At 69.1% G+C, this 22,435-nt stretch carries 16 protein-coding genes; 5 read left to right on the forward strand and 11 right to left on the reverse strand.

Annotated elements, in window-relative coordinates; translation table 11 throughout:
* Positions 1 to 185 precede the first annotated feature (185 nt).
* The 7 genes from D7Y04_RS02335 to D7Y04_RS02360 form a co-directional block, all read right to left on the reverse strand.
* Positions 186 to 560, reverse strand: a complete 375-nt coding sequence (locus tag D7Y04_RS02335; RefSeq protein ID WP_147477021.1) for a hypothetical protein — start codon at positions 558 to 560, stop codon at positions 186 to 188.
* A gap of 213 nt (positions 561 to 773) precedes the next feature.
* Entirely contained in the window at positions 774 to 1,163 is a 390-nt protein-coding gene (locus D7Y04_RS43930; protein ID WP_147454424.1) for a hypothetical protein, read from the reverse strand.
* Positions 1,164 to 1,323: 160 nt separating this feature from the next.
* A complete protein-coding gene (locus tag D7Y04_RS02340) occupies positions 1,324 to 1,908 on the reverse strand; it encodes a hypothetical protein (RefSeq protein ID WP_120593752.1) in 585 nt (194 codons plus the stop codon).
* Positions 1,905 to 7,793 carry an RHS repeat-associated core domain-containing protein gene (locus D7Y04_RS02345; protein WP_233601239.1) on the reverse strand — a complete coding sequence of 1,963 codons (5,889 nt, stop codon included), beginning with the start codon at positions 7,791 to 7,793 and terminating at the stop codon, positions 1,905 to 1,907. The genes D7Y04_RS02340 and D7Y04_RS02345 overlap by 4 nt, the downstream gene beginning before the upstream one ends.
* Before the next feature lie 474 nt (positions 7,794 to 8,267).
* Positions 8,268 to 9,707 carry an aldehyde dehydrogenase family protein gene (locus D7Y04_RS02350; protein ID WP_121758178.1) on the reverse strand — a complete coding sequence of 480 codons (1,440 nt, stop codon included), beginning with the start codon at positions 9,705 to 9,707 and terminating at the stop codon, positions 8,268 to 8,270.
* 27 nt (positions 9,708 to 9,734) lie between these two features.
* On the reverse strand, positions 9,735 to 11,186 hold the full coding sequence (locus D7Y04_RS02355; protein WP_120593749.1) for an aldehyde dehydrogenase family protein: 1,452 nt from the start codon (positions 11,184 to 11,186) through the stop codon (positions 9,735 to 9,737).
* A 40-nt stretch (positions 11,187 to 11,226) separates the two neighbouring features.
* Positions 11,227 to 11,898, reverse strand: coding sequence for a TetR/AcrR family transcriptional regulator (locus D7Y04_RS02360; protein WP_120593748.1), 672 nt, complete (start codon positions 11,896 to 11,898; stop codon positions 11,227 to 11,229).
* Positions 11,899 to 12,023: 125 nt separating this feature from the next.
* Between D7Y04_RS02360 and D7Y04_RS02365 the strand changes: the two genes are divergently transcribed.
* Complete coding sequence (locus tag D7Y04_RS02365; RefSeq protein ID WP_121759248.1) at positions 12,024 to 12,650, forward strand: phospholipase D-like domain-containing protein; 627 nt, start codon at positions 12,024 to 12,026, stop codon at positions 12,648 to 12,650.
* Between the two features lie 55 nt (positions 12,651 to 12,705).
* Complete coding sequence (locus D7Y04_RS02370; RefSeq protein WP_233601240.1) at positions 12,706 to 14,103, forward strand: sensor histidine kinase; 1,398 nt, start codon at positions 12,706 to 12,708, stop codon at positions 14,101 to 14,103.
* 14 nt (positions 14,104 to 14,117) lie between these two features.
* Here D7Y04_RS02370 and D7Y04_RS02375 read toward each other — a convergent pair whose 3' ends face one another.
* Both D7Y04_RS02375 and D7Y04_RS02380 read right to left on the reverse strand, forming a co-directional pair.
* A complete protein-coding gene (locus tag D7Y04_RS02375) occupies positions 14,118 to 14,492 on the reverse strand; it encodes a helix-turn-helix transcriptional regulator (RefSeq protein ID WP_120574700.1) in 375 nt (124 codons plus the stop codon).
* A 423-nt stretch (positions 14,493 to 14,915) separates the two neighbouring features.
* Positions 14,916 to 15,761 carry a nitronate monooxygenase family protein gene (locus D7Y04_RS02380; RefSeq protein WP_233601241.1) on the reverse strand — a complete coding sequence of 282 codons (846 nt, stop codon included), beginning with the start codon at positions 15,759 to 15,761 and terminating at the stop codon, positions 14,916 to 14,918.
* A 274-nt stretch (positions 15,762 to 16,035) separates the two neighbouring features.
* Between D7Y04_RS02380 and D7Y04_RS02385 the strand changes: the two genes are divergently transcribed.
* The 3 genes from D7Y04_RS02385 to D7Y04_RS45410 are packed head-to-tail and all read left to right on the forward strand — an operon-like array spanning position 16,036 to position 20,866.
* A complete protein-coding gene (locus D7Y04_RS02385) occupies positions 16,036 to 18,066 on the forward strand; it encodes a HEAT repeat domain-containing protein (protein ID WP_121758180.1) in 2,031 nt (676 codons plus the stop codon).
* Positions 18,067 to 18,115: 49 nt separating this feature from the next.
* Positions 18,116 to 19,078, forward strand: coding sequence for a ParA family protein (locus tag D7Y04_RS02390; protein ID WP_120593744.1), 963 nt, complete (start codon positions 18,116 to 18,118; stop codon positions 19,076 to 19,078).
* A 9-nt stretch (positions 19,079 to 19,087) separates the two neighbouring features.
* Positions 19,088 to 20,866, forward strand: coding sequence for a hypothetical protein (locus D7Y04_RS45410; RefSeq protein WP_233601242.1), 1,779 nt, complete (start codon positions 19,088 to 19,090; stop codon positions 20,864 to 20,866).
* Between the two features lie 10 nt (positions 20,867 to 20,876).
* Here D7Y04_RS45410 and D7Y04_RS02405 read toward each other — a convergent pair whose 3' ends face one another.
* Complete coding sequence (locus tag D7Y04_RS02405; protein WP_233601243.1) at positions 20,877 to 21,863, reverse strand: M48 family metalloprotease; 987 nt, start codon at positions 21,861 to 21,863, stop codon at positions 20,877 to 20,879.
* Positions 21,863 to 22,426: an SH3 domain-containing protein gene (locus D7Y04_RS02410; RefSeq protein ID WP_121759250.1), complete on the reverse strand. Its 564-nt coding sequence runs from the start codon at positions 22,424 to 22,426 to the stop codon at positions 21,863 to 21,865. The genes D7Y04_RS02405 and D7Y04_RS02410 overlap by 1 nt, the downstream gene beginning before the upstream one ends.
* Positions 22,427 to 22,435: the final 9 nt, after the last annotated feature.

The raw sequence follows: 22,435 nt of genomic DNA on the forward strand, positions 1-22,435 counted from the left end.
GCCTCCTCAAGGCTTGGGTGCCACGTGTCACCGAGTGGCTGTTGATGGGTGCCCAGGCGGAATAGGTAGAATGCGCCGTCTCCGCTTGTGATTTCGAGCAACACCACGACTTCGCCCATGGACTTTGTCGTTTGTCGATGGAGGGCTGCAGTGAGCTTCATGAGGCCACCGGAGCGGAACCGTCTTCAATGGAACCCGTTTCGGATGTCGAACTTCTCATGGGGAGAGAAGGACTTGATCGCCATCAAGAGCATCCAGCCGGTTCCTCCGTCCACTGGGCTGGCCTGTCTGCAGCAGATGCGAAGCGTTGAGTCTCTGAGGGTCCAGTCTTCGCACTGCTTGCCTTCCACCATGCGGTTGGAGGAGGTGGGAGGGCCAAGAACGGAAACGGCCTCGTCGTGGAGGGCCTTGAACGCCGTTGCGCAGCGCGCTTCCCGGCGGAAGACCGAGATCCCGAAGTTCTCAAGCTGTTCATTGGAGGAAAACCCGTAGGTCACCTTCCCCGGGTATCCGCCCAGTGTGGCGCCTTGTCCGAGCGCTTCCGCTTCGGCGCGTGTCATGCCACGGCGGAGTCGAGCAAACAGGGGGAGGGGAGAGGCTTGCGACGCATCCGGTAACGATGCGTCCGGTGCGGCTGAACTCGCCGAGCTCAGCCAATGCACGGTCAAAAAAACTCCTGTGGCTCCAGCCAGGAGAAGCCAGGATGTCTTATGGGTTGGCATTGAAACCTCATCCATGAAGGATGCCTTCAGGGCCTGTGGTTCTTGTTCGGGCTACTTCAGGACTTCCCGCTGGATCCTGTCCACAATGGAGAGGTGCTCCTTCTCCAGGTAGTCGATTCCAGCACGCTCGAACTTGGGACGAGCAAGTCGAACGGCCTCGCGTATTGCATCGAGTAACCAACGAACATCAGGTGAATGGATTTGCTCATCTGGAACGGCGATTTGAAGCATGAGCTTCTGGTCTTTGCGTGAGAATTTCGCCGTGCGGACTCCTGTGAATTCAGGCTTGAGAAGAGAGCCTGGGACATGGAAGACGATGTCCAGTGCGCCGGAGTTGCCCTTTTCAGTCGGGCCTCGTGCCTTACCGAACATGCGGATGGCCTTGTCAATGGGAGTGCCGGCAAGCTCAGGGCCACCATAGACGGCGCTGAGACCCATCATGGTATTCCCTTTCCTGACCAGGGCTCATGCTCCGGTCTCGTGGCCCACTCGTCTTGGCTGCGCGTGGGCTGCTGAGCTCGAACGGGGCGGAGGGGGAGTCCCGCCCCGGGGCTGTGGAGCTGGGCTACGATCCGCATGGTTTCATTGCGGCTCGTGTCACTTATGAGCCAGCCTCAAACTGCCGGAGCGCCTCGAGTTCTGCCGCCTTGGCCGCAAGAAGGGCGTCGAAGTCGTTCGGCTTCGGCAGGTTCGTCTGCAGCAACTCCACGAACGCCTTCGCTCGCCAGTCCTCGAGTCCAGCGATCACCGCCGCGAAGCTGACGGCAAACCGCCGGTAGATAGACTGGTCACGCACGGCGCCGATCAGATACGCGAAGTCCTCTGCGGCGATCATGTACTCGGCGGAGGCGAGAGCCGCCTTCATGCGGACTCGGCGCACACCGAACCGCTCCGTGGGACTCCGGGATGCATCCGCGAGCAGCTCATCACAGAGCCCCAGTGCTCGACGTGCCCCTCGTGCCTTCACGAGGGTGTGGGCGAGGTTGAGCTTGACGGAGAAGGACCCGGGGTACAGTCGGCCCAGTTCGAGCCGGAACTGGAGGGCCTCGCACTCCTCGGCCACGCCAAGGTTCGTAAGAGCCGCGCTCGACGGCTCCTGCTGCTGCATGGCCGCTCGGTAGTCGTCCCGAGCGCCGGCGCAATCGTTGTCGGTCAGCTTTCGATCTGCCTCGTCTAGGACGCTCATGGCTTGCCGCTCGCGAACTTGATGATCCCGAAGGTATCAAGTCCGGGATGGTAGTTGACCGAGATGTCCACGGCTTCATTGGCGAACGTATCGTAGAACTGCGCCTGAAAACGGACAGCGCCGGGACCGAGCGTTGGATCGGGACTCGCCAACTGGTGGGGCCGGCTGAGCGAGCGCAGCTCCCATGCCTCTGCGGTTGCACCATCTTCCGTTTCACTCATGGCGGCGATGACCGCTGTCTCCAGCCGGGCACGGAAGCCAGCGCTGTCGGAGCCGATGCTGCAACTCGCTCCATCGTTCCCAAAGTGCTGCCAGAGGAACGCCTGGATGGGTGCTTCCAGGAAGTTCTCATTCAGCCAGGTGCCAGCGAGCCATCCTCCTGAGAAGGCGAGTCCTGCTCCCGCGACCCAGTTGAGGGAAACTCCTGCCGCGGCCGTTACGACGGGCGTGGGGCCCGCGAAACGACCGCTTGGATCAATCAGGTTGACCGGATCGTTGCCCACGTAGGCGTAGAGGTTGGAGTCTCCGCCCGCGAATCGGATGGGGTCCTTGGCCGTCCAGCGCCCCGTTTCGGCGTCGTAGTCCCTCGCCCCGAAGCGCGTCAGCTTCGTGTCCCGGTCATAGAGGCCTCCCGCGAAGCCGAAGGGCTGGAAGCCGGGGTTCGAATCCGCGACGACGTTGCCCCAGGCGTCGTACTCCATGCGCTGCACCACCGTCCCGTTCCGGGTATCGACGACGAGGCGCGGGCTTCCCAGCGGATCCGCGAGGATGCGGTAGGTGATGCCTCCCTTGCTCATGAAGTCGGGGGCATGCCCTCGCGTGGCATGAACGAAGCGGCTGACGACGTTCCCCGCGCCATCGAGCTCCGCGATGACCCGCCGTCCTTCGTAGAGAAAGCCCTGGATGAGCGTGCCATCCACCTTCTTGCCGACCCGCCTCGACGCGGCGTCGAGCACGTACTCGAGCTGCGTGCCGTCCGGGATCTCGACATGCACCAGTGCGCCCAGCGCGTCATACGCGTACTGGGTGGTGCGCGCTCCCTCCGTGCGCGTCTGGAGGTCCCCACCAGGGCCGTAGCTGTAGGCCCTGTTCCCGAAGGACAGGAGCCGGTCCTGGGCGTCATGGGTGGCCGTCTGCAGCTCGCCCCGGAGGACGGAGGTGCGGTTGCCATTGGCGTCGTAGGTGTTCGCCTCCAGCAGGACTCCGTCGCGCGTGACGGACGCCAGCCGTCCGGCCTCGTCATGGGTGAAGACGTCCGTATGGACGGTGGTCCCCTCGGTTTCGGTGCGCCGGACGATGCGGCCCAGCACGTCGCGCTCCAGTTGGTAGGACAAAAGGGGGACGTCCCCGGAAGCGGCGGACCAGGACTCCAGCTCTCCGTAGGCGTTGGGTGTTTCGGCGGTGGAGACCGCGCCGAGACGTGTTCCCGCCAGCAAGCCGTTGTCATCGCGCCGGGACAGCCTCAGCGCTCCCGCCGAGACGAGCAATCCGTCCAGGTCATAGGCATACGCCACGGGCGACTCGCCGTTGACGGCGGACGTCGAGACCCGGAAGTCCGCGTCGTGGCCGTATTGGAGCGAACCCTCGACGGCCCCCTTCCAGGAGACTCCGGTCACCAGCGGACCGTCGTGGCTGAACTCAAGCCCCACCCCGGAGGTGCTCGCGAGCGAGCGGAGACGTCCTGCGGCGTCATAGGCAGTCGTGACGCGCGTGCCAGGGATGTCCAGGGTGGCGAGTCTCGCCGCCGCGTCGTAGGCGAAGGACACGGTGCCACCTGGTTGCCGGAGCTCCGTGAGTGCGTCATCCAGGTCGTAGGTGTAGCCAGAAGAGAAGGTGCTCCCTCCAGGAGGCGCATATGACGCCAGTGCCTCTGTGGCCGTGTACTGGAGCGCGTGTGAGGGCCGTCCGGGCGGCGTCACCGAGGCGGGCGAGTCCCCCGTCTCATAGGTGAACTTCGTGACCCGGTTTCCAGGAAGGGTGCTGGAGGTGATGCGACCTGCCTCGTCCCGCGTGAGGACGGCGGCGCGGTCCAGCCCATCCGTCACGGAGCGCAAGGTACCCTCCGCTCCATACGCGAAGGTCCTCCGCCGGCTCCCCTGGACGATGGAACCGGGACGGCCCTCCTCGTCGTAGGTGAAATCCACCGGAAGCAGGCCCGGCGCCTCCGCCTGCTGGAGGCGTCCCTGCGCGTCCAGCGTGAGGATCGACACCCGGCCCATGGGGCTGGTGGAGAGGAGCCTCCGGCCGGAGGCTTCATAGCGGACGGTCGTGGCCCGGCCATTCACTGTCACCGTGTCCGTCTGCGTCCCCACGTCCAGCAGCGTGCCCTGGGGCAGGAGCGTCACCTCCCGCTGGTGACTGGATGTGGAGCTCAACCCGCTCGGCAGCTTCACGGTGCGCGACGCCACGAGCGGCGACTGCATGCCCAGGCGGGGCTCCGGCGTCTCCACCACCGTGGTGACCGTGCCATCCGGTGCGGTGGAGACCGTGGTGCCATTCGGTAAACGCAGCGTCGTCCACGCCGTCCCATCCGCCGCGGTGGTGATGCGCCGCTGGGCGCCTGACTCCAGGTCTTCCAACTGGTACTTCCGGGTGCGCCCCATCGCGGTGGAGAGCGTCACCGTGTAGCCGGTATCCCCCTGCGCCCGTGTGAGGGCCTTGAATCCTCCCGAGGGGTTGGAGTCCTTCGTCAGCCAGCCTTCCGGGCTGTATTTGAACAGGTGCATCCCGCCGCGTTCGTCTCGCAGGGATGAGAGCAGTCCGCCCTCCTGGTAGGTCAGGGTCACGCTCTCCCTGCCTGGCCGGGCGAGGGAGGTGAGCAATCCATCGGGCCCTACCTTCAACACGGTGCGCTGGCCGTGGGGCGCCAGGATGGCGGTGGGTGTCCCTGCCGCGTCCCGTTCAATCCGGGTGATGCGACCATGGCCGTCCATGATGGACACCAGCCGTGCGTTCTCGTCGTAGGAGAAGCGATGGCGGACCGCGAGCGTCCAGGCCTCCAGGGTGCAGAGGTGCCGCCCCTGCCAGCCAAAGCCATACAGCTCGCTGCCGTCGGGGGAGGGCACGAGGTCATCGACCTGGCCACAGGGTGTCTCCAGAGTCCCTGCCGGATACTGGGGCGGCGCGGGCACGGTGACGACCGGTGCCGCTGGCCCCCCTCCGGCGAAGACAAAGAGGTTGCCGTCCAAGGGGACCCTGCGGACGACGAACTGGGACGCGTCCCCCACAAGGAGGCTGCCATCGAGGGCCACGGCGAGCCCCTTGGGCGCTGTCAGACTGGCGAGGGGTCCTTCCTTGGAAGGATCTCCTCCGCATCCGCCGTTGTTGATGGCCCACGCGCTGCCATCCGGGAGGAGGCGGTGCAGAAGGCATCGGTGAGAAGACGACGTGTAGAGGCTGCCGTCAGGGCCGAGGGCAAGGCCCCAGAGTGAGCCTCGCGGGGACTCCTCGAACAGCTTCTGCCCGCGGGACCTGCTGCCGATGCGCAGCTCCTCCTCGTCCAGTGAGGAGAGCAGCGTGAACAGTCTGCCCTCCGTATCCACCTGTCGCAGACGGCGGTTGCCCGAGTCCACGAAGGAGATGACGCCTTCAGGGCTCACGACCAGTGCACGCGGTGTGTCCAGGTCCGCCGTGATCGCGAGCCCGCCTTCGCTCGATGCCCCACGGGTACCCGTGCCCGCCACCGTGGAGATGATGCCGTCTGGCGTGACGCGACGGATGCGGTGGTTGCCGGTATCCGCGAGGTAGAGGCTGCCGTCCGGTCCCACCGCGACGCCCGCGGGAGCCTTCAGGTTCGCCAGGGGCGCGGGACCTCCGTCTCCACCGTCCGCCGCGAGCCCCGTGCCCACCACCGTGGAGATGCGTCCGTCTGGAGTGACCTGGCGGATGCGGTGGTTGCCCGTGTCCGCGATGTACAGCGTCCCTTCTGGCCCCACGGCCACCGCCTCGGGAGAATCCAGGCTGGCGAGGAGCGCCCTGCCGCCATCTCCCGCCGCGCCCTTCACCCCGTTGCCCGCCGCCGTGGAGATGACCCCATTGGGCTTCACCTGCCGGATGCGGTGGTTGCCCGTATCCGCGATGTAGACCGTTCCATCCGCCGCGACGGCAACGCCCTGGGGCGCGGCGAGCCGCGCCTGCTTCGCCGGGCCATGGTCTCCACTGAAAGTGGGCGTCGCGGTGGTCAGCACCCGGGGCGTCTTGCCCAGGGATTCCCGCCCGGGAAGGGCGCCTCCCTGGCCCAGATAGAGGGTGCCCCGCCACGGGTCGTAGACATGATGCGTGTCGAGGCTCCAGCCTCCCAGTTGGCTGAAGTCCGGCAGGGACACCACCGTGGCGGTGTGGAACTGCCACAGCGTCGTGCCCCGGCCGCCAGGGCCCTCGAACTGAGTACTTCGATCTCCATACCGGGCCCAGGCCTGGTACTGATCATCCGGGCTCGCGTAGTAGCTCAACCCGTAGACGTAGCCGATCCGGATGTGGACGGTCTGTTCTCCCCAGACCTGCCGGCCGAAAGCATCCAGGCCATCCCAGACGAAGCGAAAGCTCTGGTGCGGACGCGGAGGAAAGGTTCGGGCGAAGTCCTGTCCCGCGACGTTCACGATGAGGACGATGTTCTTCAGGCTCGCGGGGACGTGGCCTCCGCTCAGCGGGATCCGGAGGGCCCGGTTCGCGGTGCGGGCGGCGGCCCGGTCACTGCGGTAGTGAAGTTGGAAGGGCGTCCCGGGGATGGACAGGACCTCTCCCAACGTCTGGTTCTGGCATTCGATGATGCTGCCGCTTTCACAGTCGGGCTGGGCCTCCGGTGTCTCAGCCCGTGGCTCGGGTTGCTGGGGCTCTTGCGCATCCGGTGGAGGCCCAAAAGGCCAGTTGTAGTCATACGGCGTGAAGTGCGTGATGGGCACCCGCCACAGGCTCTTGCCCACGGCATACAAGGCGGCCAGGCGTGCACGCTCCGCATCGGTGAAGCCCAAGGCGGTCAATTGCTCGCGGTCGTCAGGCGCGCCATCTCCATCCGCATCCACTTGAGCGAGCCCGTCGCGTTCCCCCACGAGCGCGATGACCCGCCCATTGTCCGAGGTGCGCCAGTGGCCCTGTTGCCGGTCGTAGTAGCCGGAGGGCACGACGAGACCCGCTGGAAACGCGAGGAAGTTGTCCACGTATCCCTGGACCGGCGGGCTGAAGCGCACCTCGGTGGCGCCTGCCTTCAGCGCTTCGTCGACGCTCAGCTCCACGGCGTAGGTGTAGCCGCTGGTGGCTGGCAGCCTGCCGGGCATGGCCGCGGGGCCCTCGCTCCCGACGGTGTACTCGGTCGCGCGCACGTGAAACGGTCCCGTCAGGGGAACTCGGGTCCCGTCGCGCAGGAACATCTCCGCCTGGGTTCCGGGCGCGAACAGCAGGGTGGCCTGGCGGCTGCCGGCGCTGTCCTCCACCACGCCGCCACGCGCGACCTGGACCTCCGCTGCTCCTGGCGTGATGGCCGTGACGTTGGAATCCAAGGCGGTCAACACCACATCTGGAAGCGGAACGAATTCGCGCCACGGAGCATTCACCTGTCGTTGGACGGGGAGGAACCCTGGCTTCTCCACTTCGATCGTGAGTGCCCCACCGCCATTCACGGCGAGCGAGTACTCGCCTTGGGCATTCGTGAGCGTATGACCCAGTTCGGGGTGGGCAAGGACACCCATGCGAGCATCCACGATGGGCTGTCCATTCCTGCCCATCACCTTCCCGCGAATGACGCCAATCCTGCGTGTATCCAAGGCACCTTCGGCCACGCCCACCTGCACCGGGTTCGGGCCTTTGTAGAGAAACTCGATGGAGGCGCCGAAGTCGGTGGGAATGGTGCGGTCGATGGCCGAGGGAGCCTGCACCCCGCCTCCATCCATGCCGGCGTCCCCTGAGAGGCCGCCATCCGCTCCGCCGCACGTGGCGGAAAGGCAGGTCTCGTCAGGATGAGAGGGAGCACCCTGTCCGGGGCATCCCCACAGCCCCCCTGCCAACAACAGCAGGAAGCCATGCCACGGCCATAGGACCAGCCTGGGCCGGGTTTGCTCTTGCATCCGTTCCCCCGAAAGACAGAGTCGGCCTATAGCCTGTCGGTCGTCAGTCAGGCAGGTCAACGAGGGGCTGGGATGGGTTGTTTGTCCTTACGGGACTACTTGGCCTGCCTGCGAGTCGCATCAGGCGCTGTCATGCTACGAGTGCACAACATTGTTGTGCCCCACGGCCGGCACTTCCTGGGCGCGCTGTCCAACCGCGTGCTGGAGTTGACGCCGGACGGCATCCACAAGTACGGCGGCGGCTACACGGAGTACGCCGCGCACGGGCCAGGAAGCCCCGGGGCAGCGCAGCTAGCGGAGCTACTCGAACAGCTTGCTCGCGAGCCGGGCCAGGCGCTGGGCCTTGCCCCGGTACGGCGGGAAGAAGAGGTTCGTGAAGGCCGTGCGGCCCTGCCGCACGACCGCGCGCTCGTGGCTGAAGGCCTTGAAGCCCGCCTCGCCGTGGTACGCGCCCAGCCCGCTCTGCCCCACGCCTCCGAAGGGCAGGTGCGGGTTCACGTTGTGCAACACCACGTTGTTCACCACCGTGCCGCCCGCGCTCGTCTCCTTCAGCAGGCGCTCCACCGTGGCCTCTTCATTGCTGAAGACATACATCGCCAGTGGCTTGCCCCCTGCGCGCACCTGCGTCACCACTTCATCCAGTGACTCGAAGCGCAGCACCGGCAACAGCGGCCCGAAGATCTCCTCGTCCATCACCGCGGACTCCGGCGTCACGTCCGCCAGGACTGTCGGCGCGATGTAGCGCGTCTCCGCGTGCACGCCGCCCCCCGCCACCACCCGCGCGCCTCCCGCCACGGACTCATCCAGCAACCGGCACACGCGCTTGAGCGCACCGTCATCCACCATCCGGCAGAAATCCGGCGTCGCTCGCCGCGCCTCCTCCGTCTTCCCGTAGAAGCGCTCCAGCGCTGACTTCATCCCAGACAGCAGCGCCTCTTCCTTCGATGCGTGCACCCAGACGTGGTCCGGCGCGATGCATGTCTGCCCCGCGTTCAGGAACTTGCCCCACACAATCCGCTCCGCCGCCGCGTCCACGTCCGCTGACGCATCCACGATGACCGGCGACTTGCCGCCCAGCTCGAGCGTCACGCCCGACAGATGCCGCGCCGCCGCCTCCATCACCCTCCGTCCCACGCGCGGCCCGCCCGTGAAGAAGAAGTGGTCGAACGGCAGCCGGAGCAACGCCTCGCCCACCTCCGCGCCGCCCTCCACCAGCGCCACTTCATCCTGCGGAAACACGTCCCGCAGCAGCTGCGCCAGGAAGCGCGCCGTGCCCGGCGTCTTCTCGCTCGGCTTGCACAGCACCGCGTTGCCCGCCGCCACCGCCGCCACCAGCGGCGACACCAGCAGGTGGAACGGGTAGTTCCATGGCGCCAGGATGAGCACCACGCCCTTGGGTTCCGGGTGCACCTCGCTCTTCGTGCCCGCGAGCAGCAGCGGCGCTCCCACCTTGCGCGGCTTCATCCACGCCTTCAGGTGCTTCTGCACGTGCGCCAGCTCCAGCAGCACGGGGAGGATTTCCGTCGCCTCCACCTCCGCGGGCGGCTTGCGGAAGTCCTCGTGCAGCGCGTCCGCCAGCTCCTCACGCCGCTCCAAGAGCAGTGCCTTGAGCTTCTCCAGCCGCGCGAGGCGCTCCTTGGGCCCTGTCTTCGCCAGCTCCCAGCGGCGCGCCTGGAGGCGGTCGAACACCGCCTGCAGGTCTCCCGGGACCAGGGCCTCCTCCACTGACACCACGCGCATGCCGGTTCCTCTCTCCCTCCCCAGGACCTACTCCAGCATCCGGGTCGCCTTGGAAGCCCATTCCTGGGTCTTTCCCCGATACGGCGGGAAGAACACCGCGGCCAGCGACTTCATCCACTGAACCATCACGGCCCGCTCGTGGCTGAACGTCTTGAAGCCGTAGTGCCCGTGGTAGTTCCCCAACCCGCTCATTCCCACCCCGCCAAACGGCAGGTTCGGGTTCGCTACGTGGATGAGCACGTTGTTCACCACCACCCCGCCGGACGTCGTGTGCTGGAGCACCTCCTCCACCATCTTCGAGTCCTGCGAGAACACGTAGAGCGCCAGCGGCTTCCCGCCTTCGTTGATGTGCGCGTAGACCTCCTCGCGCCGCTCGTACGTCAGCACCGGCAACACCGGCCCGAAGATCTCCGCCTCCATGATGGGCATCTTCGTCGTCACCCCGGACAACACCGTGGGTGCCACGTACCGCGACGGCCCGTCCGCTGTGCCGCCCGCCTCCACCTTCGCCCCCGCGGCGACCGTGCGGTCGAGCACCTCCTTGAGCCGCCTCCACGCGGCCGGGTCCACCACCCGCGCGAAGTCCGGGCTCGCCTGACGCTCGGCCTCCGTCGCGCCGTAGAAGCGCGTCAGCACCGCGTTGAACGCCTCCAGGAACGCCTGCTGCTTCGACGCCGGCACGTAGATGTAGTCCGGCGCCACGCACGTCTGGCCCGCGTTGACGAACTTGCCCCACGCCAGCGCCTCCGCCGCCGCCTTCAGGTTCGCTGAATCGTCGATGATGACCGGCGACTTGCCGCCCAGCTCCAGCGTCACGCTGGACAGGAACTTCGTCGCCGCCATCATCACCTTGCGCCCGATGTTCGGGTTGCCCGTGAAGAAGAAGTGGTCGAACGGGTGCTGGAGCAGCGACTCCGCCACCTCCGCGCCGCCCTCGAACACCGCCACCTCGTTCTCCGGGTAGATGTCTCGCACCAGCTTCGCCAGGAAGCGCGACGTGTGCGGCGTCTTCTCACTGGGCTTGAGCATCACCGCGTTGCCCGCGGCGATGGCCGCGATGAGCGGCGCCGCCAGCAGCTGGAACGGGTAGTTCCACGGCGACAGGATGACCACCACGCCCTTCGCCTCGAAGCGCACGTGGCTGGATGCGCCCTTGAGCGTCAGCGGCGTCGCCACCCGCTTGGGCTTCATCCACGACTTCAGGTGCTTCACCGTGTGGTTCAGCTCCTCCAGCGTCGGGTGGATCTCCGTCAGCTCCACCTCCATCGCAGGCTTGCGGAAGTCCTGGTGGATGGCCTCCGCCAGCTGCTCGCGCCGAGCGATGATGGCCTCGCGCAGCTTGCGCAGCCTCGCGATGCGCTCCGCGGGAGTGCTGCGCGACAGGTTCCACCGGTTCGCGCGCTGCGACTCGAACACCGCGCGGATGCGGTCCACTTCAACCGTGGCCTGGGGGAGGAGGGACGCGACGGCTTCCAGCATGACAAAGCTCCGTTCTTTTCCGAAAACGCGTAGGGGTGATTCAGCGGGCCTCGAGCCCGCGAAGAAGGGTGGTGATGGCCGCCGTCAATTCAGCGGTGAAGTCCACGCGCAGGGGCGCCATGTGCGGCAGCGTCAGCACCTCGCGCGCCACGGGCGCGATGTCCGCCATCTGCCGCAGGCCTGTCACCAGCGCGTGCACGTAGCGGATGAGCTGGCCCGCCGTCTCCGGCGTGAGGAAGGGCAGCCGCGCCTGGAGCAGCGCCGACGTCGTCGCCATGGCCACCAGCACGCGCTCCTTGAACGCTCGCGCCTGCGCCACGGTCACGTTCTGCTCCAGCACCGTCTGCGCCAGCGCCAGCAGCCGCGTGAAGGTCTCCTCGCCCTCCAGCGACTCGGCCACCGTGCGCGCCAACTGGTGGCCCGTCCACGTGCCGTCTTCCGCCATGCGCCCGTTCAGCTTCGCGAACCACGCGGTGAGCAGGTCGTCCAGGAGCGCCAGGAACAGCGCCTCCTTCGTCGGGAAGTAGAGGAACACCGTCCCCTTCGCCAGGCCCGTGCGCGCCGCGACGTCCGCCATCTTCACCTCGGCGAACGACGTGGCCTCGAACAGCGCTCGCGCCGCGTCCAGCAGCTCCCGCCGCCGCGCTTCCTTGTCCTCGTCCCGCCGCGCCCGCAGTGGAACGACCCGCTTCGCGGCCAGTGCTCCCGCCATGACCCGGAGTTAAATGACCGCCGGTCACTGGTCAAGCCGGCGCCTGGGTCTCCTTCCACCGCTGGACGTTCGCGAGGAGAGGGGGATGGTGTCGTGTAATCCAGTGTGCGACGCTGGGTGACATGATGAGGCCCATCGACGCGGAGCTGCTGTCGGGGAGCGCGCTGTACCAGGAGGTGGTGCTGCGCAAGCTGGCCCACGCGCGCGAGTCGGTGTGGATGGCCACCGCCAACGTGAAGGCCATGTATGTGGAGCGCTCGAAGGGGGCCTTCGTTCCGCTCCTGGAGGTGTTGGACGGGCTGGCCGCCCGGGGCGTGGCGCTGCGGCTGTTACACGCGGAGCTGCCCAGCCGGCCGTTCCGGGCCGCGTTCGACGCGCGCTCCCGGCTGGTGAAGGGGGGCCTGGAGCTGAAGGTGTGCCCGCGCGTCCACTTCAAGGCGGTGGTGGTGGACGGCGCCTGGGTCTACCTGGGAAGCGCCAACCTCACCGGCGCGGGCCTGGGCGCCAAGGGCGACGACGTCCGCAACTTCGAGATGGGCTTCGTGACGGAGGACTTCGACACCATCGACCGGACGACCGCCCTCTTCGAGGCCGTGTGGACCGGCGCCGAGTGCCGGGGATGTCGACTTCGCGCGGTGTGTCCTGACCCCATCTTGCCCTCCGGCGGCGGACAGGCGAAGAAACGGGGACGGGACGCGGTGCGTTTGGGGAAGTCCCGCCGGTTGCGACGTCCACGGGAGGGGTCGACATGAAGCGGTACTTCGCGCCTCGCATGCCGCGCAACGCGCTCGGGGGGACCTGCGCGGGGTGACGCCTCCAACTTCCAGCGCGCATGACGACGCGAACGCGGATGTCCGGGCCCGCAGGCGGGTCCGGCGGCGCACGTATTGGTGGTGCGCGCTGATCATCATGCTGGGCTCGCTGGCGCACCCGTTGGTCCTGGGGGGCTTCCGCGCGGATTACCTCCTGGTGAACCTGGGTTGGGCCGTGTCGTTCCTCGTACTGGGGACCGCGGTCGGCGCGGGGTGGCTGCGCCCTCCGTTCAGCGGCATCACGGCGGGCGTCATCAGCCTGACCTCGCTCTCCGTGTGCATCCAGCTCACCGGAGGCCTGTCCAGCCCGCTGTTCCCGTCGTTCTACACGGTGCCCCTCTTCGTCGCCGTCTTCGTCCCGGGCCAACGCCTGCCGGTGTGGTCCGCCATGGCCGGCACGTTGGTGGCGGTGCTGCTGATGATGTGGCTGGCGCACGCGCCCTGGACGGCGTTCGTCAGCCAATGCATCAGCCTCCTCTTCGTGTTCGCGGTGTCCGCGCACGGAGCGGAGGCCTTCCGCAAGCTGCGCACGGCCGAGCGCAACGCGCACCTGGAGCGCGTCGAGGCCCTGCGCCAGCTGGCGGAGAGCGAGTCGCGCCGCGTGCGCGTGGAGCGCCAGCGCGCGGAGGTGGAGCGGCTGGTGGTGGTGGGGCAGCTGGCCGCGGGCGTGGCCCATGAGGTGAACAACCCGCTCGCGTACGTGAAGTCGAACCTGCACTACCTCCAGGAGGAATGGGCGCACGGCTCGCCCGATGATCTGGAGGACGTGCTGCGCGTGCTGGACGAGACGCAGCAGGGCGTGCTGCGCATCCAGCAGATCGTCACCGACCTGCGCCTGTTCTCGCGCGAGGCCCCCGACGAGCTGGAGTCCTGCGACGTCGCGCAGGCGCTGGCCGAGGCGCAGCGGCTTGCCTCGGTGCGCCTGCGCAGCCTGGGCGTGGTGGAGCGCGACGTGGCACAGGGGCTCGCCCCCGCGCGCGTCACGGCCCGCCACCTGGTGCAGGTGCTGGTGAACCTGCTGCTCAACTCCGCGGACGCACTGGAGGCCGCCCGCTCCAGCAAGCCCGCGCACGTGATGCTGCGCGCGCGCATGGAAGACGGCCGCGTGCGGGTGGAGGTGGAGGACAACGGGCCGGGCATCCCCGAGGCCGCGCTGCCGCGCCTCTTCGAGCCCTTCTTCACCACGAAGCCGCCCGGCAAGGGCACCGGCCTGGGCCTGGCGCTCTGCCGCGACTACGTGGCGCGCGCGGGCGGCACCCTGGACGCGGAGAACCGCGCCGAAGGCGGTGCGCGCTTCATCCTCCGGCTGCCCATCGCCGGAGCTGCATCCCCCCCTGTCCACCGCGAAGCGCCGGCGCCCGTGGACGCGAACGCGGAGCCCGCGGCCGAGTAGCCCCCTTCAGCGCTTCATCGCTCCAGCGCGTGCGCCACCTGACCCAACAGGCGCAGGCGCGGGGAGTCCAGCTTGCGCACCGTGCGCAGCAGGCGGCGCACTTCCGGACGCTCCCGGTACTCCGGCGGATCCTCCGCCACCTGCGGCGCGCCGTCCTCCGTCACCGCGGCCGTCGCGCTCAACCCGAGCAGCACGTCCGACGAGCAGCTCAGCACGAGGCACAGCTTCCGCAACGTCCGCACGCTGGGCAGCATGTGCCCGCGCTCCAGCCGCCCGTACACCTCGGTGGCGATGCCAACGCGCTCGGCGACATCGGCCTGCGTCAGCTCCAGCCGCTGCCGGGCCACTCGCACCGCGTTTCCAATAAGGGTTGCCAGTCGTTGTTCCATGGCGTGGAAAACCTGTCGAAAGAGGAGCTTCTCCCCCCGCTTTTCAGACGGAGAGGTACCGGGGAGAAGTCGCTGCCTTGCGTGACCTCGTGAGACACAGATTAAGAGTGGGGTCTGACATCTCGGGGCGTTCGGGCAGGGCCCGCAAACCCTCGACAATCCGCCGTTTCCGCCGTTCCCACGCGCGCGTTTGGCAAGGCTTCCCGGGTGTTTTTTCTTGCGCGTCACGCGCGCCGAACCGGGGTGGTAGGCGGGCACGCTTCCGCCCCTCCCAAGACGTCACGGGAAGGCCTTGAGAGGTCGCCCGACGTGCCAGGTTGCTTCGTGCGATTCGCGACGACTTCGCGGGTCCGGGGAGACCGCGCGCTTCCGGCGGAAGGGGCCGGAAGCGGGGCTCGACACCCGGGTTGCTTCAGTGCTGCTTCAGGATTCGGACGGCAGCGCGGCGCGGGCCTCGGAGTACTCGCGCACCATGCGTTCGACGACGGTGGCGGCGGGCAGCACGTCCTTCACGAAGGCCACGCCCTGGCCCGCGCTCCAGGTGTCCTTCCACGCCTTGCCCTGGCCCGAGCGGAAGCGCTCCAGCGCGCTCTTGATGAAGTTGCCGTGCACGCCGGTGACTTCCTTCGTGTACTCCAGGTCCTCGGGGCCTGAGTCCACCAGCGCCTGTTTGTAGTCGGGCGCGGCGCCGGCCTCCTCCGTGGCCAGGAAGCGCGTGCCCACGTACGCGCCATCCATTCCCAGCGCGAGCGTGGCGGCCAGGTGGCGCCCCGTGGACAGCGCGCCCGCGAGCACCACCGGCACGCCCAGCTCCGCCTTGAGCCACGGGCCCAGCACCATGGGGCTCAGGTTGCCCGCGTGACCGCCCGCGCCGCTGCCCACCGCGACGAGCGCGTCCACGCCGGCCTTCACGGCCTTCTCCGCGTGGCGCAGCGAAATCACGTCGCTCCACACCTTGCCGCCGTACGCGTGCACGCGCTCCACGATGGGCGTGGGGTCGCCCAGGCTGGTGATGACCAGCGGCACCTTGCGCTCCACCGTCGCGGCCACGTCCTCCTCCAGGCGCTCGGCCCACTTGAGGATGAGGTTCACGCCGAAGGGCACGTCCTTGGGGAACGTGTTCAGGAAGTCCCGGTACGCCTGCGCGGTGCGGTAGTTGAGTGACGGCACCGCACCGATGGCGCCCGCGCGTCCGGCGGCCTCCAGCAGCGCCGCGTTGGACACCAGGAACATGGGAGCGGCGATGATGGGATAGCGAATGCCCAACATCCGGGTGACCGCAGTATCGATGCGCGAAGGGGCCATGCGCGCATTGGAGCATGCGTGCGCGCGAGCGCGAGGCCGAAAAATCGGCCTGGGCGGCGTTGTCAATCTCAGCGTGCCTCAGCAGGGGAAAACCCCTGGTGTTTCCGTGGTTTACGTAGCACGTAGGGCTGACATAAGGTGCCCGCCCCGGCGGCGAGCCGGGAAACCGGGGAGTCCCTTCGGTGAAGCGAACCGGGGAGCGCCGCCGAGCGCCTTCGCGGGGAGGCGAGAGCCAGTCGTGAGTGACGAGCGTCCGGACGCGCTGCTCAAGAGCGCACTCGAAAAGATCGTCTACTTCGAGGCCCGTGCGCAGCAGTTGCATGGCGAGCTGGCGTCCACGCGCGACGAGGTTTCGCACCTCAAGGAGGACCTGTCGGAGAGGCACCAGCGTGAGCTGGACCTGCGCCGGGAGGTGGCCTCGATGGAGGTGAAGAGCGCCCGCGCGCAGGCCGAGCGCGAGGAGCTGTCCCGGCTCAACCATGCGCTGCGGCTGGAGCGCGACCAGTTGATGGCGAAGCTGCTGGACGCGAGCCGGATCCACTCTTCCGGGCAGTCGCGCGCCATGGCTTCGGACGATGACGACGAGCTGGGGTTCGACCTGGCGTCGTTCATCTCCCAGCTGCGCAGCGAGGTGATCCTCCGCGGGGACGTGCCGGCGATGCGCGCGCCCTTCAACGGGCCGGCGGTGCCGCTGAAGTCCTCCGATCCGAGCGTGCCGTGGGCGGAGCGCCCCGCGCCGGCCATTCCCTCCCGGGCTTCGACGGTGTCGTCGGCCGCGGCGGAGTCGGGGCTGTCGCCGGTGGCGCGCGAGGCGCAGCGGCTGCAGAGCGAGGGCCGCCTGCGGGTGAGCCCGGAGCAGATGGCGGAGTTGTCCGGGCATACGGGCAGCACCACGGACGAGACGCTGTTCGGGTTCTCCGTGCGGGAGCTGTCGGCGGCGGACGCGGCGGCGCGGGTGCGGGCGGCGGAGAGGCTGAAGGCGCTGGCGCATCCGGCGGCGGCGCCCGCGTTGGCGGCGGCGCTGCACGCGGAGACGGACGCGACGGCGCAGGTGGCGCTGGTGCAGGCGTTCGCGGGGCTGTGCCGGGAGGAGGGCGCGTCGGTGGTGTCGCCGCTCCTGTCGTCGCCGGTGCCGGAGGTGCGTATCGCGGCGTTGAAGGCGCTGCTGGTGCTGGCCCCGAAGGACGCGGCGCCGCACCTGGCGCAGGCGATGAAGGATTCGGACCGGTCCGTGCGCCGGCGCGCGTCGCTGTTGGCCCTGGGGTTGGAGGGGGAGACGGCGCGGCGGCTGGGCGAAGACGCGATCCACGATACGGATCCCGAGGTCCGCGCGCTGGCTGCGTTGGCACTGGGCGCGGGCCGGGGCGAGAACGCTCGGACGTTGCTGCTGGGCGCGCTGGACGACGGCGAGGCGCGCGTGCGCAAGGCCGCGGCGCAGAGCCTGTCGCGCATCCTGGGACATGACGTGTCCGCGGTGGTCGCGCTGGATGATGCGCACCGGCGCCGGGAGATCCGCCGGCTGGCGACGCTGCCCGTGAAGCCTGTGCGCGCGACGCTGGAAGTGAAGCCCGTGCGCCCGGCCCCCGTGGTCGCGGAGTTGGCGCAGCCCGTGGCGGTGAGTGCCGCGCAGCCTGTGACGGTGGCGCAGGTGCAGCAGGTGGCCGTGATGGGCGCGCCGCAGGTGAGCGCTCCGGCCGCGGTGCCGCAGCCCCTCCCTTCGATTCCCGCGCACGCCGCCGTGCCGGTGTCGCTCGCGGATGTCGCCGCGAATACCTCGCAGTGGACCGCCACTCCGATGGCCGCCCCCGCGCTCGCGACCGTGGGCGCGGCTCGCTCCGCCCCGGTCGCGATGCACGCCGCGGCTCCGGCGCCCGCCCGGGTCGCGAACGGTGGGCCTGTCTCCTTCGCTTCGGGCCCCGCCGCGCCGCCGTCTCGCCCGGTGGCTCCCATTCCTCCCGCCGCGCCCGCGCAGCCCGCCGTGCGGCGGACGCCCGTGCAGGCCGCGCTGGTCGCCATGGGCGCGCCTCCTCCGGCCCGGGCTCCGGCGCCTGCCGCCCAGCCGCCGGTTCCTCCCAAGCGCGGTCCGTCTCCCGTGGAAGCGCTGTGTGGGGCGATGTTGCAGGAGGTGCGGGTCGCCGTTCGTGGCCGCTCGCTCGCCGAGCTGACGTCCGGGCTGTCCGCTCCGGCGGAGCTGGCCCAGGAGGCTGTTGCCCTGCTGGTGGCCCGAGGGGCCATCGTGCGAAGGGGGCACAAATACTTCGCCGCTTGAGGCAAGGTGCAACCCGCCCAGGCCTCACACGTCATCCGAAGGGTCGTTCATGGAAGCGCCGACGTACAGCTCGAAGCAGGTAGCCGAGATGCTCGGCGTGACTCCGAAGTCCATCCCCGCGGAGCTGCGCAAGGACGCCTACGGCCCGGAAGACGTGTGGGAGCTGCGCACGACGCTCAACAAGTTCCCGCCCACCGCGGGCCTGCGCAGGCAGCTCTTCCTCAACTTCAAGGGCGGCACCGGCAAGACGTCCCTGTCCACGTCCTACGCGTGGCGCCTGGCGGAGCTGGGCTACGCCGTCCTCCTCATCGACCTGGACAGCCAGGGCCACGCCACCAAGTGCCTGGGCTACGAGGGCGAGGACTTCGAGAAGACGCTGCTGGACGTGCTCGTCCGCAAGACGCCGCTCGCGCAGGTGGTGCAGAAGTCCACCCTGCCCAACCTGGACTTCATCCCGTCCAACCTGAGCATGTCCACGGTGGACCTGGCGCTGATGCCCATGGCCGGCCGTGAGTTCAAGCTGCGCAACGCGCTCAAGGACGTGGAGTCGCAGTACGACTTCATCGTCTTCGACGCGCCTCCGTCCTTCGGCCTGCTCAACCTGAACGCGCTGATGGCCGCGAACGACCTGTTCGTGCCGGTGCTCGCGGACTTCCTGTCCTTCCACGGCCTCAAGCTGCTGTTCGAAACGGTGCAGAGCCTGGAGGAGGACCTCAACCACGTGCTGGACCACGTGTTCATCGTGGTGAACTCCTTCAACGCCACCTTCAAGCTGGCGAAGGAGGCGCTGGAGGCGCTCCAGACGCACTACCCCGAGTACCTGCTGCCCACCATCATCCGGCAGTGCACCAAGTTCGCGCAGGCCTCCAGCGAGGGCCGCCCGGTGTTCGTGGCGGACCCCACGTCCAAGGGCGCCAACGACATCCAGGCCATGCTGGACAACGTGCTGCCTCGCCTGGTGGCCGCGCACGCCGCGGCGGTGAAGGCCGGCACCGCGACGAAAGCCGGCTGAGATTTCCCCATGAAGAAAGCCTTCGAACAGAACGTGTCCCGCGCGAAGCCGCGCCTCCGCCTGGGGGCGCTGACGGGTGCCCTCGATCCGGCCGACCCCACGGGGACCGCCGCCGCCGCGGAGCCCACCACGCCGGAAGCGCCCGCGCCCGTCGCGGAGTCGCCGGACCTGTCCTCCGAGGTGCGCTCGCGCATCGAACGCCGCGCCGGCCCGCGTCCCACCGCCGCCGAGGCGATGGAGGCCGCGCTGAACGCCCCGCCCAGGCACACCGCGCCGCCCCCCGCCGCGCAGGGGCTGCCGGCGGTGACGGCGCCCTCGTTCTCGCCGGTGTCCCACGCGCTGTCCGCGCTGGTGTCCCCGGAGGCTCACCGCGAGGAGGAAGAGGCTGCGCCCGCGCCGTGGCTGGATTCGGACTCGCAGGAGACCGCGCCCGGCTGGAACGTGGCGCAGGAGACCGCGCCCGAGGAGTCCGTCTGGGACGCGGAAGCCGTGCCTCCGGTGTCGCACCGCGAAGTGGCGGAAGCCGTCGCCGCGTCCGCGTGGAACGTGTCCGTCGCGCAGCAGCGGGAGTCCGTGGTCGAGGCCTTCGGTCAGGAGCCCCTGGGCGCCGAGCCGACGCCCACGCACGTGGAGCCGCCCCCGCCCGCCGCAGCGCGCTGGGATGCGCTGACGGCGCGTCCGGAAGCCGCCACGCACGTGGACCCGATGCGCGTGGCGCCCCTGGCCCACTCCGTGACGCACACGGAAGCGCTGCGCGCCGACGTGGCCCGCGTGGAGCATCCGGCTCCGGCCGTTCCGCGTGCGGAAGCCGTCCCCGCGCCGATGCCTCCCCAGGCTGAAGCCCCTCGCGCCGACACTCGGGGCGCGCCAGTCACCTTCGCCTCGCCGCCCCCGGCGATGGCGCAGGCGGAAGCCCCCCGGGGCATGCCGGCCACGTTCGCGGGCCCGCCTCCCGGAGTACAGTTTGATGGACGGATGGGCGTTCAGGCCCTCCGCATGCCTTCCGAGGCCGAGCCCATGACGACGTACGTTGCCGTCCAGGCCTCCACCGTCACCACCACCGAGACGGTGGCCCGACAGGAAGCCGCGCCCGCCCCCGTCGAGGTGCAGACGCCCGCGCCTCCCCACGAGGACGACTCCGAATCCCGCCGCGAGAAGCTCAAGGCCCGCCTCAAGGCCGTGCGCGAGAACCCGCGCCCGGAGCCGCTGCCCGCCACCGTCGCGGAAGCCGGGCAGCGCGCCGTGGAGCGCATCACCCACCTCCAGGCGGAGCTCACCAAGGTCAAGGCGGCCAACCTCACGCTCACCCAGGACCTCGAGGTCGCCCGCCGTCAGGCGGAGAAGGCCACCGAGGAGGCCCGCCTCCGCATGGACGAGGCCCGCCGCCTGTCCGCGGAGATGGAGGGCCGCGTGAAGCTGCTCGCCGACCTGGAGCGCGAACTGGCCTCCCTGGAAGGCGAGCGCGACGAAGCGCTCCTGTCCCTCCAGGAGTCCCGTCAGGCCCTCCAGGCCGCCGCGAAGGAGCACGAGTCCCTGGAGCAGGTCGTCACCAAGGGCAAGCTGGCCCTGGCCGACAGCCTGGCGGAAGAGGAGCGCCTCGCCGTGGAGCTGGAAGGCGCCAAGGACGAGTCCTCCTCCCTGCGCCGCGCCGTGGAGACGCTGCAGGGCGAGCGCGACGTGCTGGCCCAGCAGGTCGCGTCCCTCACCGCCGAGCGCGCCGAGCTGCTGGAGGCGCGCAAGGCCCTGGAGTCCGTGCACCGCGCCTTGAGCCAGGCCACGGTGCGCTGAAGGCCTTCGCCTACTTCGCGTCCTTCGCCACGCCCGTGGACTTCTTCACGGGCCCCACGACGGCGAAGGCCGCGGGCAGGGCCGGCCGCTGGAGCGACGCGACGTCCACCCGCGCGAGCGGATCCGCGTTGTTCCGCCGCGCTTCGACGAGCCTGGAAATCTGCTCCCTGCGGTCCTTCGCGCTGGGGTGGTTCGCCAGGAGTCCGCCGCCCCCGGTCGTCTTGCCGAGCAACAGCGAATACTCCCCCGGGTCGTAGCCCGCGGACAGCAGCAGCTCCACCGCGAGCGCGTCCGCCGCCAGCTCCTCGTCCCGGCGGTTGCCCTTGCCGAAGGCGTCCACGGTGCCTTCGACCATCTTCCCCATCAGGCCCGTGTCCGAGTCCAGGTCCAGCCGTCCGTCCGCCCGGCTCGCGCCCACCACCTTCGAGGCCACCGTGGACACCACGGCGCCCGTCACCGCGGCGCCCTTGCACGTGCTCACCTTCACGGAGACGTACTGGTGCAGCGCGTGCTTGAGCACGATGTGGGCAACCTCATGCGCCAGCACGCCCGCGAGCTGCGCCTCGTTGTCCACGCCCTGGAGCAACCGGCGCGTGACGAACACGTAGCCACCGGGCGCGGACAGGGCGTTGAAGTTCTCCGCGTCCTTGAGCACGCCGAACGTCCAGCTCAGCTCCGGCCGGGGGGACTGCATCGCCAGGTTGCGGCCCACCGTGTTGACGTAGGCATTCAGCTTCTCCTCCGCCGCGCCTGACAGCATCAGCCCGCCGCTCTGCTGCGCCCAGTGGATGGCCAGCGCGCTGCCCAGCGCGTACTCCTCCTGGATGGCCGGCTCCACCTTCAGCTTGTCGCAGGACTCCACCTTCTCCGCCGCGGCAGCCAGCCGGTTCGCGTCCTCGCCCAGGTTCGCGGCCCTCAGGCCCTTCGCCATCTGGGCACAGGACGTGAGGCTCAGCCCCAGGCCCGCCACCGCCAGCATCCCCATGCGCGAGCGCATCACTTCACCGCCTTCTTCGCCTGGGGGCCCAGCTTCGTGTTGGGCGCCACGACCGGGAACAGCCCGGCCTGCTTCACATGCGCGTCGATCTCCACGGGCGTGACCTTGAGGGCCAGGGCCTCCAGCGCCTTGATTTGCGACACCGCGACCGCGTAGTCGCCGCCCTTCTCCTTGCCGTACTTCTCCGCGCCGGGGCTCAGCGCCTTCACCGCCGCGCCGCTGGACACGAAGGAGGCCGTGTCGATGCCGCGCGTCTTGCCGTCCTTGGACACCAGCTCCATGTCGGGCGGCTTGGTGGACAGGTTCGTCTGGAACACGTAGCCGGCCTTGCCTCCGGGCTCCGTCACCTGGTGCCACTGCGCGTTCTTCGGGTCCGCGCCCTTCCACGCCACCTGCTGCCCGGGCTGGAGCACCGCCACCACGTCCGCCGTGGGCACCGCGCTCTTGAGCACGCGGGTGTTGCGCGCCTTCACGTAGAGCTTCTCGTCCTTCTTCACCGCCCACGCGGCCGTCGCCGGCAGTCCCAGCGCCAGCAGCACGACGCCCCAGGTCCATCGTCTCATCGTCATCCT

Source organism: Corallococcus sp. AB038B (assembly GCF_003668955.1).
Classification (GTDB): Bacteria; Myxococcota; Myxococcia; order Myxococcales; family Myxococcaceae; genus Corallococcus; species Corallococcus exiguus.